The following is a 13,250-nucleotide window of genomic DNA, read 5'->3' as shown; positions in this document are numbered from 1 at the left end:
GCGATGGGAGGCAACGGAATGGAACTGGCGCTGTTCGACTTCGACCACACCGTGACCACCTGCGATACCTACGGCCGTTTCCTGCGCCGCGTGGCCACCGCCGAACAGCTGGCACAGGCGTGGTGGAAGATTGGTCCATGGCTGGCCGCGTACAAGCTGAAACTGATCTCGGCCGAGCGCATCCGCGCGCGCGTCACCCGTTTGACCTTCAGCGACCGCCACAGCGATGACATCGCCACGCTGGCGGCCGGCTTCTCGCGTGAGTTCCTGCCCGACGTGGTGCGCCCGGAAATGCTGGAGCAGATCCGCTGGCACAAGGAACAGCAGCACACCGTGGTGATCGTGTCCGGCTCGCTGGACCTGTACCTGCGGCCATGGTGCGAACAGCTGGGCCTGCAGTTGATCTGCAACCGGCTGGAGAGCCAGGACGGCCGCCTCACAGGCCGTTATGCCGGTGGCGACTGCGGCCCGCGCAAGGTTGAGCACATCCGTCGCCAGTTCGACCTGTCGCGCTACGTGCGCATCCATGCCTACGGGGACAGTTCCGAAGACAAGCCGATGCTAGCTCTGGCCCACGAGCGCTGGTTCCGTGGCAAACCCCTGAAATGACCCCAACGCGCAGCCTTCGCCACGCATGAGCCTGATCCCGCCCCTGACCGAACGCCTCGACCGCCTGCTGCCGCAGACCCAATGCGGGCAATGCGGCTACGACGGTTGCCGCCCGTATGCGCAGGCGATGGCTCGCGGCGAGGCAGGCGTGGACCGCTGCCCGCCGGGCGGAGATACCGGTGCGCGCGCACTGGCGCAGGTGCTCGGAGTACCTGCCATTCCCTTCGATCGATCGCGCGGCGAGCACAAGGCGCCGCAGGTGGCGCTGATCGTGGAAGCCGACTGCATCGGCTGCACCAAGTGCATCCAGGCCTGCCCGGTGGACGCCATCGTCGGCGGCGCCAAGTACATGCACACGGTAATCGCCGATCTGTGCACCGGCTGCGAGCTGTGCATCCCGCCATGCCCGGTGGACTGCATCGAGCTGGTGCCGCTGTAACGGGGTCAGATCCGCTTTCCTGAGCGAAAAGGATCTGACCCCATTCAATCGTTACGGTACTGCCGCCGTCACCACGATCTCGACCTTCCAGTCAGCGTGGGCCAGCTTGGCCTCGACCGTGGCACGTGCCGGGGTCGCGCCTTCAACCACCCACTCGTCCCACGCCTTGTTCATGCCGTCGAAGTCGGCCATGTCGGCCAGGAACACTTCGGCGCGCAGCACGTGCTGGCGGTCACTGGCGACCAGCGCCAGCAGCTTGTCGATCTCCGCCAGCACCTGCCGGGTCTGGCCGGTGATGTCCTGGCTGGTGTCTTCCGGAATCTGGCCGGAGAGGTAGGCGACCTTGTTGTATACGGTCATTTCGGACATGCGCGGTCCGACGTCGTAACGCTCCATCATGAGCGTGGCTCCTGCGGTTGATCAGGCCTGCATTGTCCTCCAAACCGGTCGACGGTGGGTGCACGGGTACCCTCCGCGACAGTCACTACCGGGCTCCGACGGTCCCACTGGTCAAATGACGATGACAGGCGCACGATGCGCCACGCCCGCGTTGACACCGCCCTCGCCCCTCCTGCCGCACCCTTGCGCCGATGACCGCCCCCGTCGATTCCACCACTGCCCCTTCCACGCCAACCTGGAAGCGGGTTGCCACCATCGTCATCCCGCTGCTGATCCTCGCCCTGGCCCTGCACGGCCTGGCCAATGAGTTCGACGAGCACGGCTATCGTGCGATCCGCCAGGCGTTCCGGCAGCTCAGCGGCACGCAGATCGCGCTCACCGTGGTACTCGGCCTGGCCAGTTACGCCTGCCTGATCGGCTTCGATGCCATCGGCCTGCGTCGCAGCGGCATCCGCGTGCACCCGGCGCGCGTCGGCATCACCGCGTTCCTTGCGCACACGCTGGGCCAGACCGTGGGCTTTGCCGCGTTGACCGGTGGCGCGGTGCGCCTGCGCGGCTACCGCAGCGCCGGCCTGGACCTGGCGCAGATCGGCCAGGTGGTGCTGATGAGCACGCTCGGTTTCGTATTCGGTGCATGGCTGTTGATCAGCGTGGCCCTGTGCATGGAACCCGCCGCGGCAGCGTTGGCATTGCCATTGAATCCCGATGCCGTGCGCATCGTCGGCATCGTTGCCCTGCTCGCCTATCTCGGCACCGTGCTGCTGGTCGGCCGCGACGGACGGCAGTTCAGTGTGCTCGGTCACGCCTTGTGGCTGCCCGATCGCCGCACCATGATCGGTGTCACCGTACTCAGCGTCATCGAGCTGGTGCTGGCCAGTGCCGCGTTCTACGTGCTGCTGCCGGACTCCACGCCAACCGGCCTGCCGGGCTTCGTCGGCCTCTACCTGGTGGCAGTGCTGGCCGGCCTGGTCTCCACCGTGCCCGCAGGCCTGGGTGTGTTCGAGTGGAGCCTGCTGAAGCTGTTGCCGCAGGTGGCACCGGCAGCGGTGCTGGCGGCAGCGCTGATCTACCGCGTCACCTACTACGTGCTGCCGCTGGTGCTGGCCACCCTGCTTGCCATTGCGCCCGCCCTGCGTCAGCCGCTGCAGGCCAGCGCCGGGGCAACCCGTGCTGGCTGGAACGCGCTGCGCCCATGGCTACCGCAGATCATCGCACTGGCGGTGTTCAGCATCGGCGCCGCGCTGGTCATCGACGGCACGCTGCCGACGCCACGCCGTCACCTGGTGAACGCCTCGCTGCCGATCCTGGAAACCTCGCACCTGATCGGCAGCCTCAGCGGCGTCGCCCTGCTGCTGATCGGCCAGGGCCTGGCCCGGCGCAGCCACGCCGCGTGGATGCTGGCGATGGCCGTGTGCGTGATCACCCCGTTGCCGCTGTGGCTGCGCGGCGGGCAACTGTTGATCGCCGTCTCGGCGGTGCTGGTGGCGATGGCCTTGTGGGCTGCACGCCGCGAGTTCTACCGCCAGGGCGCGCTGCTGGACGAAGCCTGGTCGTGGCCGTGGCTGCGCAATCTCGGCCTGGTGCTGGTCGCGGTCACCTGGCTGCTGTTCTTCACCTACAGCCATGTCGAGTACCAGAACGAGCTGTGGTGGCAGTTCGCGGTGTCGGGCAACGCACCGCGCGCGCTGCGTGCATTGCTGGTGGTAGCCATCGCGCTGGTGATATTCGGCCTGGCGCGGCTGCTACACAGCACCCGCAGCCCGCTGCCGGCCGCCGACGAAGCCACGCTGCAATCACTGGCGCCGGTATTGGCCGGCGCCACCGATACCCAGGCCTGCCTGGTACTGACCGCCGACAAGGCGGTGCTGCGCGATGATGCGAAACAGGGCTTCGTGATGATGCAGCGCTACGGCGGTTCGCTGATCGCGATGGGCGACCCGGTCGGCCCGCCTGACGTGGCGCGCGCGCTGATCTGGCGCTTCCGCGAGGAGGCCGACCGGCTGGGCCTGCGCCCGGTGTTCTACCAGGTCGGCGAGACCTACTGGCAGACCTACCTCGACCTGGGCCTGGGCCTGGTCAAGCTGGGCGAGGAAGCGATGGTGCCGCTGCATGATTTCGGGCTGGAAGGTCGCGAACGCGCTGATCTGCGCCAGGCCTGGAACCGGGGCAGGCGCAGCGGCCTGTCCTTCCGCGTGGCACCGGTGGAGGAAATTCCCAGCCTGCTGCCGCGCCTGCACGCAATTTCCAATGCATGGCTGGAAGACAAGGCCGGCGATGAGAAGGGCTTCTCGCTGGGCAGCTACGACCCCGATTACCTGGTGCGCTTCCCGGTAGCGCTGGTCGAGGCCGAAGGCCAGATCGTGGCGTTCGCCAACCTGTGGCAGGCACCGGCCGGCGCCGAGCTGTCGGTCGACCTGATGCGCCACGTCAACGAAGCACCGAAGGGCACGATGGACTTCCTCTTCATCGAACTGTTCCTGTGGGGCCGCGCGCAGGGTTATGCGCGTTTCTCGCTGGGCATGGCGCCGTTGTCCGGTCTGGCCCAGCATCGACTGGCCGGTCGCTGGAACCGCCTGGCCGGCCTGCTGGCGCGGCATGGCGAACGCTTCTATGGCTTCAGTGGCCTGCGCCGCTTCAAGTCGAAGTTCGATCCGCAGTGGCGGCCACGCTATCTCGCGGCGCCCGGCGGCATGCATCTGCCGGCCGCGCTGCTGGATGCCACGCGCCTGATCTCGCTGGATCCGCGGCGGAATTGAAGCCGCGATGCGTCGGGCATGGCTCGACGCTACCTGGCTCGTTCTGGTGGGTGCGAACCGTTGGTTCGCACGCGCTCCGGTTTACATGCCGCCCTTGAGGATCACTTCAGCCAGGCGATCGTAGTCACCCCCGAAATGGTGATCGCCCGGCAGCTTCACCTTTCTCACGCCATCATTGGCCGGCAGGTCCGGGCACAGTGCGTCCTCATCCTTGTCGCCGTACACGCACAGCGTTTTCTCCGCCGGCAGCCTGGCCACTTCCGGCGCGATCGGCAGGCCGTCGCCGCCACCGCCCAGCCAGTTGCTGACATGGAATTCGAAGTCGGCCTTCCTGCCCACCGACAGCAGCACGATGCGCTCCAGCGCCTCGCGGGTACCGGCGTCGAGCTGGTTGATCGTGGCCGGCAGCACGTCGGCGCCCTGCGAGAAACCAATCAGCATCACCTTGTCTCGGTGCCACTGCTGGCGGTAGTGGTCGATGATCTTCTGCAGGTCGCCCGCAAAGCCCTTCGGTGTGCGCTCGCTCCAGAAGTAGCGCAGCGAATCGATGCCGACTACCGCCACGCCATGCTCGTTGAGTGACGACGCCACGTTCTTGTCCAGGCCAGCCCAGCCACCGTCGCCGGAGACGAACACCGCCAGCGTATCGCCGTTGCCGGTCGCCGGCATTTCCACCACCGGCAGGCCCTTCAGTGCAGCAGGCGGGGGTGCCAGGCTGACGCCGGCCTGCGCGCCGATCACCCGTGCCGCAGCCACCAGGCCCGGTGACGCATCACCGCGCGCAGTACGCTTGAACTCGCGCGCCATGGCGACCTGCTGCACGAACTGGTTGGCCTGGCCCACCTTGCAGCCGTGATCACCTGCCGCGCTCAACCACGGAAAATTCAGTTCGGCCGGCTGCAGCCTGTTGTGCTTCACACCATCGCCGCAGACCATGCGCTGGTGGTTGTGGTCCGGGCAGAAGCCGGTGGTGAGTACACCGGCGAACACCTGGGTATCGGCCTGCGCCGCGAGCGAATAGGCCATCTCGGCACCTTCGCCATCACCGCCGACCAGCGGCAGGTGGTAGCCGGGCAGATGCAGCGAGGCCTGCAACCAGCGTGAGAAATTCTCGACGTCACCGGAACCGAACGAACAGGTCGGGTCCCCCTCGCGCTTGAGCACACCGCGCAGGTGCGCAATGTCCACTGCCGCGACCAGCGCGCCATCGGCACGCAGGGCCTCGATCGGCAGGCGGCTGGTGTCACCGCCAGCCGTGGGTTCATGGAACCAGATCACCACCCGTTGCGGCGTGCCGGCCGGCATGTGCACCGGAATCTGCTCGAACCGCCCATGGCTGAACTGCTGCGGGGTCACTGCCGCCGTCGCCGGCAGCGCGGCCAGCGCCAGTACCACACCCATTGCCCTGCCCAGCCCTGCACGCTTCATATCGCATCCCCGATGGAATGCGCACACGATACGCCGCCGGCGCGTGCACGGCACGTACCGGCGCAGGCCGTTGGGGATTCAGTGGGCCGGGGCCTGGCGGCTGCGACGGTACAGGGCCATCGCCAGATACAGCAGCCAGCCAACGATCACCGCGATCACCACTTTCTGTCCCAGCCCACGCGGTGGTCCACCACGCCACAGCACATGCAGCCACAGCAGCACGAAGGCCAGCCATGCCCAGCCCCAGAGCAGGCCCGCGGCGGACTGCCAACCCGGTTCGCGGCGCAGGTACCAGGCCTGCAGCAGCATGCCGACGCTGGCACACAGGAACGCCGTGTTGGCTGCCAGTCCATGGATGAACGGTGCCAGCAGCGGCGTCGCTTCAGGCAGCCAGCTGTCGCCGATCGCCACCGTCGCCAGGCCCAGCGCGGAAACCGTGAACAGCAAGGGGGCGGCCGCACTGCGCCGCGGGCCGATGCTGCCGCGATACAGCGCAATGCCAAGTGCGGCAATGGCCAGCGCCAGCAGGCAGTAGGCAGCACGCAATGCAAGCCCCCACGGCCCGTGCAGGTACAGGCTCAAGGTCGCCCGCACCCAGTCCAGATCACTGCGCGCGACCTGGGTCCACAGCGCGGTGGCCACGAACAGCAGCAGCGCCACCAGTGCCAGCGCCGCCGCCGGGCGCGCACGGCTCATGGTGCGGCCTCGGGATGCCGCGCCTTCCACTCGGCCAGTGCCTTGCGGTAGCGCTGCAGCTCATCGGAATACAGGTCCAGCACGCACAGCGGGCAGCCACTGCCGCAGCACTCGTTGGGACCAGGCTCTTCTGGTGGCAGCGGGCGGGGATCGGGATCAGGAACGGACACGGTCGGAAACAACAATCATTGGAAACAGGCCACCAGTGTAACGGGCCAGCTCAACCACCCAGTTGGCGACGCAGGTTGTCACGCGCGGCCGCGTCCAGGCGCTGATGGAAGAACTCACTGAGGAAAATCCGCGGTGCGCGCAGCAGGCCCTGCAGGAATCGGCGGCGGCCGGCACGGTACAGGAAGCCGGGCACCACGCCCTTGTATTCTTCGGCCACGCCACGGTCATAGGCGGCGAACACCGGCTCCGGTGCAGCCAGGATCGCCATGTCGCAGTCCAGGAACAGCGCCGCCTCGGCATCCACATCCTCCGGACCCAGCGCGCCATGGCGGGCGGTCAGCAGGATCAACTGCTCCACGCGAGCAGCGTCGACACCGGCAAGCTCCGGCGCCTGTGCGATCGCCTGCAGGGCCAGCTGCGCCGAACGCGCCTCGTTGTCCTTGCGCCCCGCCTGGTAGATCGCGTCGTGATAGAGCACGGCCAGATAGATCTCGGCCGGCTGCTTCCAGCCGGGGCCGTCGGCCACCTCCTGGCAGTGCTGCAGCACCGCGCGCACATGGCCGAAGTGGTGGTAGGCGCGTGGCGGCGTGGCATAGCTGTCCTGCAGCGCCTGCCACTGCGCCGGGGCAAGCGTCAGCGGTGAGAAGTCCATGCCCGGATCATCCCGCCTGTGCCGGCGCCGGGCAAGCTGGCGGTTTTTTCACCACGCACTCACAACGCTTGCCAGGCGAGGCCCGGAGCCAGTTGTCCACAGCTTTGTCGCGCGCTGGTCCACATCGGTTGTGGATGAACGCGGCGCCGACCAACGGTCGCTGCAGCTGGACATCCATGGGAATACACTCGCCACAGGCGGGAGCGCCCGCCGCTGCCGGGAACCGTCATGTACCGTTCTGCCGCCCATTGCCTCACCCTTTCGCTGCTGGCCTTCTGTGCTCCTGCCTTCGGCGCAGGCCAGGCACCGCCCGCCGATGTGGTGACGACCCCGACCATCACCGTGTCGGCCGCACGCGTGCCGACCCCGGAAGAAGTGTTCGCCATTCCCGCGGACCTGCGTGCGATGCTCCAGAAGCAGGTGATCCAGCGCAGCTACTCCCGCGACCAGCGCCTGCAGGCGCTCGTGGAGATGATCTTCGACCAGCACGGGCTGGACCTGCAGTACGACGCCAATGCGACCTACACCGTCAGCGATATCTGGCAGCACCGCCGCGCCAACTGCCTGGCCTTCACCCTGCTGTTCGTGACGCTTGCGCGGGAGGCGGGCATCCAGGCCCGCGTGCAGGAAGTGGGGCAGGTGGTGTCCTGGTACCAGGACCAGGACGCGGGCGTGGTCTACAGCGTTGGTCACGTCAACGCCGGCGTCGATGTCGGCGGCCGCTTCGGTACCGTCGACCTGGATCGCAATGTGCTCTATGACCGCCGCGGGCCGGTTCCCGTCAGCCGTGCGCGGGCATTGGCGCATTTCTACAACAACCGGGGTGCGGAGCGCCTCGCCGACGGTGACTTCGGCGGCGCCCGTGCATTCTTCGACGCGTCCCTGGCTCAGGACAGCGGATTCGCTCCGGTGTGGAACAACCTCGGCGTGCTCGACCACCGCGAAGGCAACAACGAGGCGGCGCGGCAGGCGCTGGACCGGTCGCTGCAGCTGGACGGCCGCCAGGATGCCGCACTGACCAATGCCTCCGCGCTGTTCCGCAGCCTGGGCTTGACCGCGCAGGCGCAGTCACTTGAGCGCCGGTTGAAATCGGTGCAGCGCGAAGACCCGTTCGCGCAGTACATGTTCGGCGCCAAGGCCGAACGGGCCGGCCAGCTGGACCAGGCGATCCGCTATTACCGGCAGGCCGTGCGCCTGTATGACACCGCGCATCAGTTCCACTTCGGGCTGGCGCGGGTCTATTTCCTGGCTGGCCAGCTCAAGCGCGCCGATCGCGAACTGCTGCGTGCACAGGAACTGGGGGGCGCGCCGGAGCAGGCGCGCTACCAGGCCAAGCTGGACAGCCTGGCCCGCTGGCGCGCGCAGCAGCAGGCCAGGCGCTGAAGGTGATCAGGCCTTCTTGAGGAAGCAGGTCTTCAGGACCAGGCCCTTGATCTTGTCCGAGTTGCCTTCGATGTGCTCGGCATCATCCTCGACCAAGCGGATGTTGCGGATCACGGTGCCCTGCTTGAGCGGGATCGAAGACCCCTTCACCTTCAGGTCCTTGATCACGGTGACGGTGTCGCCGGCCTGCAGGGTATTGCCGTTGCTGTCACGCACGACCAGGGTGGAACCGGCGCTTTCCTCGGCGGTCCATTCGAAACCGCAGTCGGCGCAGATCCACAGCGCACCATCGGCGTAGGTGTTTTCCAGGGTGCACTGCGGGCAGGCGGGGGCAGAAGACATCAGCAAATACCTCAAAGTGAATCAACAGCCGCCATTGTAACCGGCCGGCTTCCCCGGCCCTTTTCCGGGCGGGCTCCGGGCTGCCCACTGGACCCGGACCAGAACAGCACGCCCGCTGGAACTTGCAGTCGGCGGCGAACTGCAGCAGAGTGCGCGGCCCCTGATCGCCCCCGGAACTCCCCATGCGCCTCGGCATCGACTTCGGTACCAGCAACTCCGCCGCCGCCATCGTGCATGAGGGAAAACTGCTGCCGATCCGCTTCGGCGATGCCGAGCAGTTCCGCACCAGCGTGTATTTCCCCGGCGTGGTGCCCGATCCGGACGACTTCCAGCTCGATGACGGCCAGGAACACCAGCTGCAGCAGATGATCGACAGCGCCGCGCGCGCAGCCCGTGCCGCCGGCCAGGAACGCACGCCACAGGCACTGCGCCGCGAAGCCCTGCGCGCGCTGCGCCGGGAATGGATGGAAGCCCGCGCCGGCAAGGAACGCAGCGCCAGCGACCTGCTGCAGAACGCGGTCTACGGCGATGACGCGCTGGAAGCCTATTTCGAGGAACACGAAGGCAACCTGGTGCAGAGCCCGAAGTCGATGCTGGGCTACAACCTGCACCCGCGTGCGAAGCAGACCATCACCGGTATCGCCGCGCACATTCTCGAACACATCCGCCTGACCGCCAGCGCCCAGCTCGGCCAACCGTTGCGCTCGGCCCTGCTTGGCCGTCCGGTGCAGTTCCGCAGTTCGATCGGTGCGGCCGGCAACGACCAGGCGCTGGACATCCTGCGCGAGGCCGCCACCCAGGCCGGCTTCGACCAGATCGATTTCCTCGAGGAACCGGCCGCGGCGGCCATGCATTACCACGCCGAAAGCCGCGAGCGGCACCAGGCGGTGATCGTCGATATCGGCGGCGGCACCACCGACATCGCCCATGCCGAAGTCGGCGGCGACGACGCCCCGCGCATCCACCGCGCCTGGGGTATCGCCCGCGGCGGTACCGACATCGACCTGGCGCTGAGCCTGTCCAGCTACATGCCGCTGTTCGGCCGCGGCATCACCCGCGTGCCGGCCCACCACTACGTGGAAGCGGCCACCGTGCAGGACATGACCCGCCAGCGCGACTTCCGCCTGCACAAGTACGACCATGTCGACGCGCCCTGGGGCGACCGCCTGCAGGCGCTGCAGGACACCGGCAACACCGCGCGGCTGTACCGCGACGTCGAACGCGCCAAGATCGCCCTCAGTGCCGCCAGCGAGCACCGCAGCACGCTGGACTACATTGCCCGCGACCTGCATGCCGACAGCAGCGCCGATGGCCTGGCCGCCGCCGCCCATGGCTACCTGGAGCAGATCCGGGAACTGCTGGCCCAGGTCCGCAGCGACATCGGGGGCGACCCGGATGCGGTGTTCCTCACCGGCGGCATGTCCCGCGCCGGTTACCTGCGCCAGGCCGTGGCCGAGGCCTTCCCGGGCGCCCGCATGGTCCACGGCGAGCCCTCGCTGGGCGTGGTCCAGGGCCTGGCCTTGGCGGCAGCCAGCCAGGATTAACAAAACGTTACGCGGTCTAAGTTACTCTTGGTCGGCTAGAACTCCGCTGCACCTTCCACCGGCCACGCCGGTGTGTGTCCACGGTGCAGCCTGGCCCGCCCTGCGGGCCTAGCGGCCATGCCTTCCTGGCTCGTTCATGGTCCGCGCAGCACCTGAGCCGCCATCGAGACCCGCTTTGGGCACCCGCCAGGCCCCTGTGGCCTTACAACCTGACGCAGCACCTGCACCCATCGACTGCCGCCGTTGTGACGCGGTCTGTTGCCGGCTGCCCGTGCTGCTGCAGCCCGGCGACCACGTGCCTGGCCAGTTCCTGTCACGCGACACCCACGGCCGTGCCGTGATGGCGCGCAACGAGGAAGGCTGGTGCGCGGCGATCGATCCCTATCACCTGCGCTGCACGATCTATTCGCAGCGCCCGGCGATCTGCCGCCAGTTTTCGATGGGCGGCGATGACTGCCGCCGCGAGCGGCAGGACTACCTGCGCCAGGCCGACGCCTGGGCGCTTTCCTCCCCTTCCACCTGACAGGAGCAACCATGCCCCGCAAGGCAAAGACCCCCGCGAAGGCCAGCAACAGCATCCGCAGCGAACGCAAGGGCGCGGCCGCCAGCACCGTGGTCAGCAGCGATTCGATCGCTTCGGACCTGGCAGCGTTCCGCAAGGCCGGTGGCAAGATCGAAGTCCTCGGCACCACCTGGGCACTGAAGAAGGCCAGCTGACCCAACACTGACCGCGGCGGCGCTGCCGCCGCGGCCTGCCGGATCGCGCTCAGCGGTCAAGGCGTACCCGCACACTGCCCGAATGCGACTGGATGCGGATGTCACCGTCGCCGCCGCCCAGCCGCGTATCGAGGTGGCTGCCCGGCCCATAGCGCGGCCGCTCCACCTGCCCGGCATCGCTGTTGATCGACCCGCTGAAGCTGTTCACCGACAGCTGTGCCGACACCGTGCGCGGCAGGCTCAGCGTGACCGAGGCACTGACCGATTCGACATTGATGCGGCCACCGGGTGCCAATCCGGCTGCTGCCAGATCGATGCTGCCCGAGACGGTCTCCACCGCCAGCCGCTGCACGCGCCCGGCGTCCACCTCGACCCGGCCGGACACCGTCTGCGCACCGATATCACCGGATACCCCGCCGCCGGCCTCGATCCGGCCACTGACCGTATTCACGTCCAGCTTCGGCGTCTGCAGGCGTGCACTGACGCTGCCACTGACCGTGTTGAGCTTGCTGTCGCCACTGCGGCCAGCTGCGCTCAGGCTGCCGCTGACCGTGTCGGCCTGCAGCCGTCGCACATCGATGCCACTGATGTCCTGGCTGGCGCTGACCGTGCTCAGCAGCAGCTCCACCGAGCGCGGCACGTTCAGCACCAGCGTCGCGCCACCATTGTTGCTGCGGCGCGGATATTCGATCTCCCAGCGCACCCGGTTGGCGCTTTTCTCCTGGCGCAACTGCAGGCCGTCGCTGAGCGTGCCGGTGAGCTGCACGTCATTGCGGTCCCAGCCGCGCACGGTCACCTTGCCGGCCACGTTGCTCAGCTCGATGCGACCGCCCGCGGCCAGGGTGTGGCGCTCGTCGATGCGGGTGTCGGCCAGTGCTACGGCAGGGGCCAGCAGCAGCGCGACACAGCAGGAAATCAGGGTTCGGGTCATGGGGGTCTCCTCAGGTCGTCAAGCCGGACTCGGCGGCATAGGCCGCCTGCCGGGTCAGTTCCAGCCGCAGCGCATAGGTGCGCTTGAGCTGGCCAAGCAGGTGCGGCGCACGCGGGTCCTGCGCCAGGGCGGCACGGATCTGCGCCGCGCTTTCATCCAGTTCGTGCAGGGCCGGCTGCCATTCCGGCGCCCGTCCATCGGGCAGCGAAGCAACGGCCTGCTGGTACTGCTCGGTCATCGCCGCCGCCTGCAGCTGCAGTGCTGAAGGTACCGGCACCTCTGGCTGCGCATGGCGCCACGGCGCCACGGCGTAGACCGCCAGGCTGGCCGCCAACACCGCACCCACCGGCAACCACCAACGCCGACGCGAACGGTTCGGCAGGACCACCACGTTGTCGCCCGGCGCAGGCGCCGCCTGCGCCTCACGCGGCGGCAGCTGGGCCGAAAGGCGTGCCCAGCCATCGGTGGGTACGTCGCGCTCGCCTGGCAGCGCGCGCAGCCGTGCCAGTAGATCGTGGTCGGAATCGTGGTCGTGTGTATTCATGTCATGTCTCCCAGCCGTGCGCGCAACAGGCCGCGCGCACGATGCAAATGTGCCTTGGAACTGCCGACGGCCATCTGCAGCTGTTCGGCGATTTCCTGGTGTTTCCAGCCTTCGATGTCGTGCAGTACCAGTACCGCACGTGCCCGTGGCGGCAGTGTCGACAGCGCCCGTTCGAGGTCGCGTTCGGTGCCGGCACAGCGGTCGTGTACCGCCAGTTCCTGCAACCCTCCGTCCACTTCGTCGAGGCTGTCATGGTCCTGCCCGGCAGCACGCCCGCGCAGTTCCATCAGCGCGGCGTTGACGCCCAGCCGGTGCAGCCAGGTCGACAGGCTGCTCTCGAAACGGAAGCCCGGCAGCGCCTTCCATGCCTGCAGGAACGCTTCCTGCAGCGCGTCCTCGGCGCGTGCCTGCTGGCCGCCACACAGCCGCCACAGCACAGCGAATACCCGGGGCGCGTGGCGCCGATACAGCAGTTCATAGGCCGCGGTGTCGCCGGCGGCGGCCGCCCGCACCAGGGCGGGTTCGTCGACGGCGTCGTTGGCGGCAGGCAGCGCGGGCATGGTGGTGTCGAGCATATCGCTTGGATGCGGCAACCCGGAAAAAGGTTTAGAGCTCATCCACGATCAATGCCATGCAACC

The 13,250-nt window shown here is 67.9% G+C and carries 16 protein-coding genes; 7 read left to right on the top strand and 9 right to left on the bottom strand.

Annotated elements, in window-relative coordinates; all coding sequences use genetic code 11:
- Positions 1-18: 18 nt before the first annotated feature.
- Together AC5QAH_RS00540 and rnfB are read left to right on the top strand one after the other, a co-directional pair.
- Entirely contained in the window at positions 19-609 is a 591-nt protein-coding gene (locus AC5QAH_RS00540) for an HAD family hydrolase (RefSeq protein ID WP_010482899.1), read from the top strand.
- Between the two features lie 25 nt (positions 610-634).
- Positions 635-1,048 carry an Rnf electron transport complex subunit RnfB gene (rnfB, locus tag AC5QAH_RS00535; protein WP_010482896.1) on the top strand — a complete coding sequence of 138 codons (414 nt, stop codon included), beginning with the start codon at positions 635-637 and terminating at the stop codon, positions 1,046-1,048.
- 51 nt (positions 1,049-1,099) lie between these two features.
- On the opposite strand, the gene AC5QAH_RS00530 is transcribed toward rnfB, so the two are convergent.
- Positions 1,100-1,447 carry a RidA family protein gene (locus AC5QAH_RS00530; RefSeq protein ID WP_005410556.1) on the bottom strand — a complete coding sequence of 116 codons (348 nt, stop codon included), beginning with the start codon at positions 1,445-1,447 and terminating at the stop codon, positions 1,100-1,102.
- Between the two features lie 191 nt (positions 1,448-1,638).
- Here AC5QAH_RS00530 and mprF point away from each other — a divergent pair, with 191 nt between their 5' ends.
- Positions 1,639-4,203: a bifunctional lysylphosphatidylglycerol flippase/synthetase MprF gene (mprF, locus tag AC5QAH_RS00525; RefSeq protein WP_049452692.1), complete on the top strand. Its 2,565-nt coding sequence runs from the start codon at positions 1,639-1,641 to the stop codon at positions 4,201-4,203.
- An 81-nt stretch (positions 4,204-4,284) separates the two neighbouring features.
- Here the strand turns inward: mprF and AC5QAH_RS00520 are convergent, their stop codons facing one another.
- The 4 genes from AC5QAH_RS00520 to AC5QAH_RS00505 form a co-directional block, all read right to left on the bottom strand.
- Positions 4,285-5,631: an AcvB/VirJ family lysyl-phosphatidylglycerol hydrolase gene (locus tag AC5QAH_RS00520; RefSeq protein ID WP_053092141.1), complete on the bottom strand. Its 1,347-nt coding sequence runs from the start codon at positions 5,629-5,631 to the stop codon at positions 4,285-4,287.
- Positions 5,632-5,709: 78 nt separating this feature from the next.
- Positions 5,710-6,327: a DUF998 domain-containing protein gene (locus tag AC5QAH_RS00515; RefSeq protein ID WP_049452688.1), complete on the bottom strand. Its 618-nt coding sequence runs from the start codon at positions 6,325-6,327 to the stop codon at positions 5,710-5,712.
- Entirely contained in the window at positions 6,324-6,497 is a 174-nt protein-coding gene (locus AC5QAH_RS00510) for an oxidoreductase-like domain-containing protein (protein WP_049411906.1), read from the bottom strand. The genes AC5QAH_RS00515 and AC5QAH_RS00510 overlap by 4 nt, the downstream gene beginning before the upstream one ends.
- 50 nt (positions 6,498-6,547) lie before the next feature.
- Positions 6,548-7,150, bottom strand: a complete 603-nt coding sequence (locus AC5QAH_RS00505) for an HD domain-containing protein (RefSeq protein ID WP_049434156.1) — start codon at positions 7,148-7,150, stop codon at positions 6,548-6,550.
- Positions 7,151-7,378: 228 nt separating this feature from the next.
- Here AC5QAH_RS00505 and AC5QAH_RS00500 point away from each other — a divergent pair, with 228 nt between their 5' ends.
- Positions 7,379-8,533: a tetratricopeptide repeat protein gene (locus tag AC5QAH_RS00500; RefSeq protein ID WP_049452686.1), complete on the top strand. Its 1,155-nt coding sequence runs from the start codon at positions 7,379-7,381 to the stop codon at positions 8,531-8,533.
- A 6-nt stretch (positions 8,534-8,539) separates the two neighbouring features.
- On the opposite strand, the gene AC5QAH_RS00495 is transcribed toward AC5QAH_RS00500, so the two are convergent.
- Positions 8,540-8,875 (bottom strand): zinc ribbon domain-containing protein YjdM, encoded by a 336-nt coding sequence (locus tag AC5QAH_RS00495; protein ID WP_010482882.1) that lies wholly within the window; start codon positions 8,873-8,875, stop codon positions 8,540-8,542.
- 182 nt (positions 8,876-9,057) lie between these two features.
- Here AC5QAH_RS00495 and AC5QAH_RS00490 point away from each other — a divergent pair, with 182 nt between their 5' ends.
- The 3 genes from AC5QAH_RS00490 to AC5QAH_RS00480 all read left to right on the top strand — a co-directional run bounded on the left by AC5QAH_RS00490 (position 9,058) and on the right by AC5QAH_RS00480 (position 11,136).
- A complete protein-coding gene (locus AC5QAH_RS00490; protein WP_049452684.1) occupies positions 9,058-10,419 on the top strand; it encodes an Hsp70 family protein in 1,362 nt (453 codons plus the stop codon).
- 229 nt (positions 10,420-10,648) lie between these two features.
- Positions 10,649-10,942: a YkgJ family cysteine cluster protein gene (locus tag AC5QAH_RS00485; protein WP_053462562.1), complete on the top strand. Its 294-nt coding sequence runs from the start codon at positions 10,649-10,651 to the stop codon at positions 10,940-10,942.
- Between the two features lie 11 nt (positions 10,943-10,953).
- Complete coding sequence (locus AC5QAH_RS00480) at positions 10,954-11,136, top strand: hypothetical protein (RefSeq protein ID WP_005410566.1); 183 nt, start codon at positions 10,954-10,956, stop codon at positions 11,134-11,136.
- Positions 11,137-11,185: 49 nt separating this feature from the next.
- On the opposite strand, the gene AC5QAH_RS00475 is transcribed toward AC5QAH_RS00480, so the two are convergent.
- The 3 genes from AC5QAH_RS00475 to AC5QAH_RS00465 are packed head-to-tail and all read right to left on the bottom strand — an operon-like array spanning position 11,186 to position 13,186.
- A complete protein-coding gene (locus tag AC5QAH_RS00475; RefSeq protein WP_005414223.1) occupies positions 11,186-12,067 on the bottom strand; it encodes a DUF4097 family beta strand repeat-containing protein in 882 nt (293 codons plus the stop codon).
- A 10-nt stretch (positions 12,068-12,077) separates the two neighbouring features.
- On the bottom strand, positions 12,078-12,611 hold the full coding sequence (locus AC5QAH_RS00470) for a hypothetical protein (RefSeq protein ID WP_049452682.1): 534 nt from the start codon (positions 12,609-12,611) through the stop codon (positions 12,078-12,080).
- The gene (locus AC5QAH_RS00465; RefSeq protein ID WP_262102134.1) at positions 12,608-13,186 is read right to left on the bottom strand and encodes an RNA polymerase sigma factor; all 579 of its coding nucleotides are present in this window, start codon (positions 13,184-13,186) and stop codon (positions 12,608-12,610) included. The genes AC5QAH_RS00470 and AC5QAH_RS00465 overlap by 4 nt, the downstream gene beginning before the upstream one ends.
- Positions 13,187-13,250: the final 64 nt, after the last annotated feature.

It is taken from the genome of Stenotrophomonas sp. YJH_SMC_43 (genome assembly GCF_059372535.1).
Note: the sequence above shows the minus strand (reverse complement) of the source record. Positions and strands in the feature narration are given on the sequence as shown.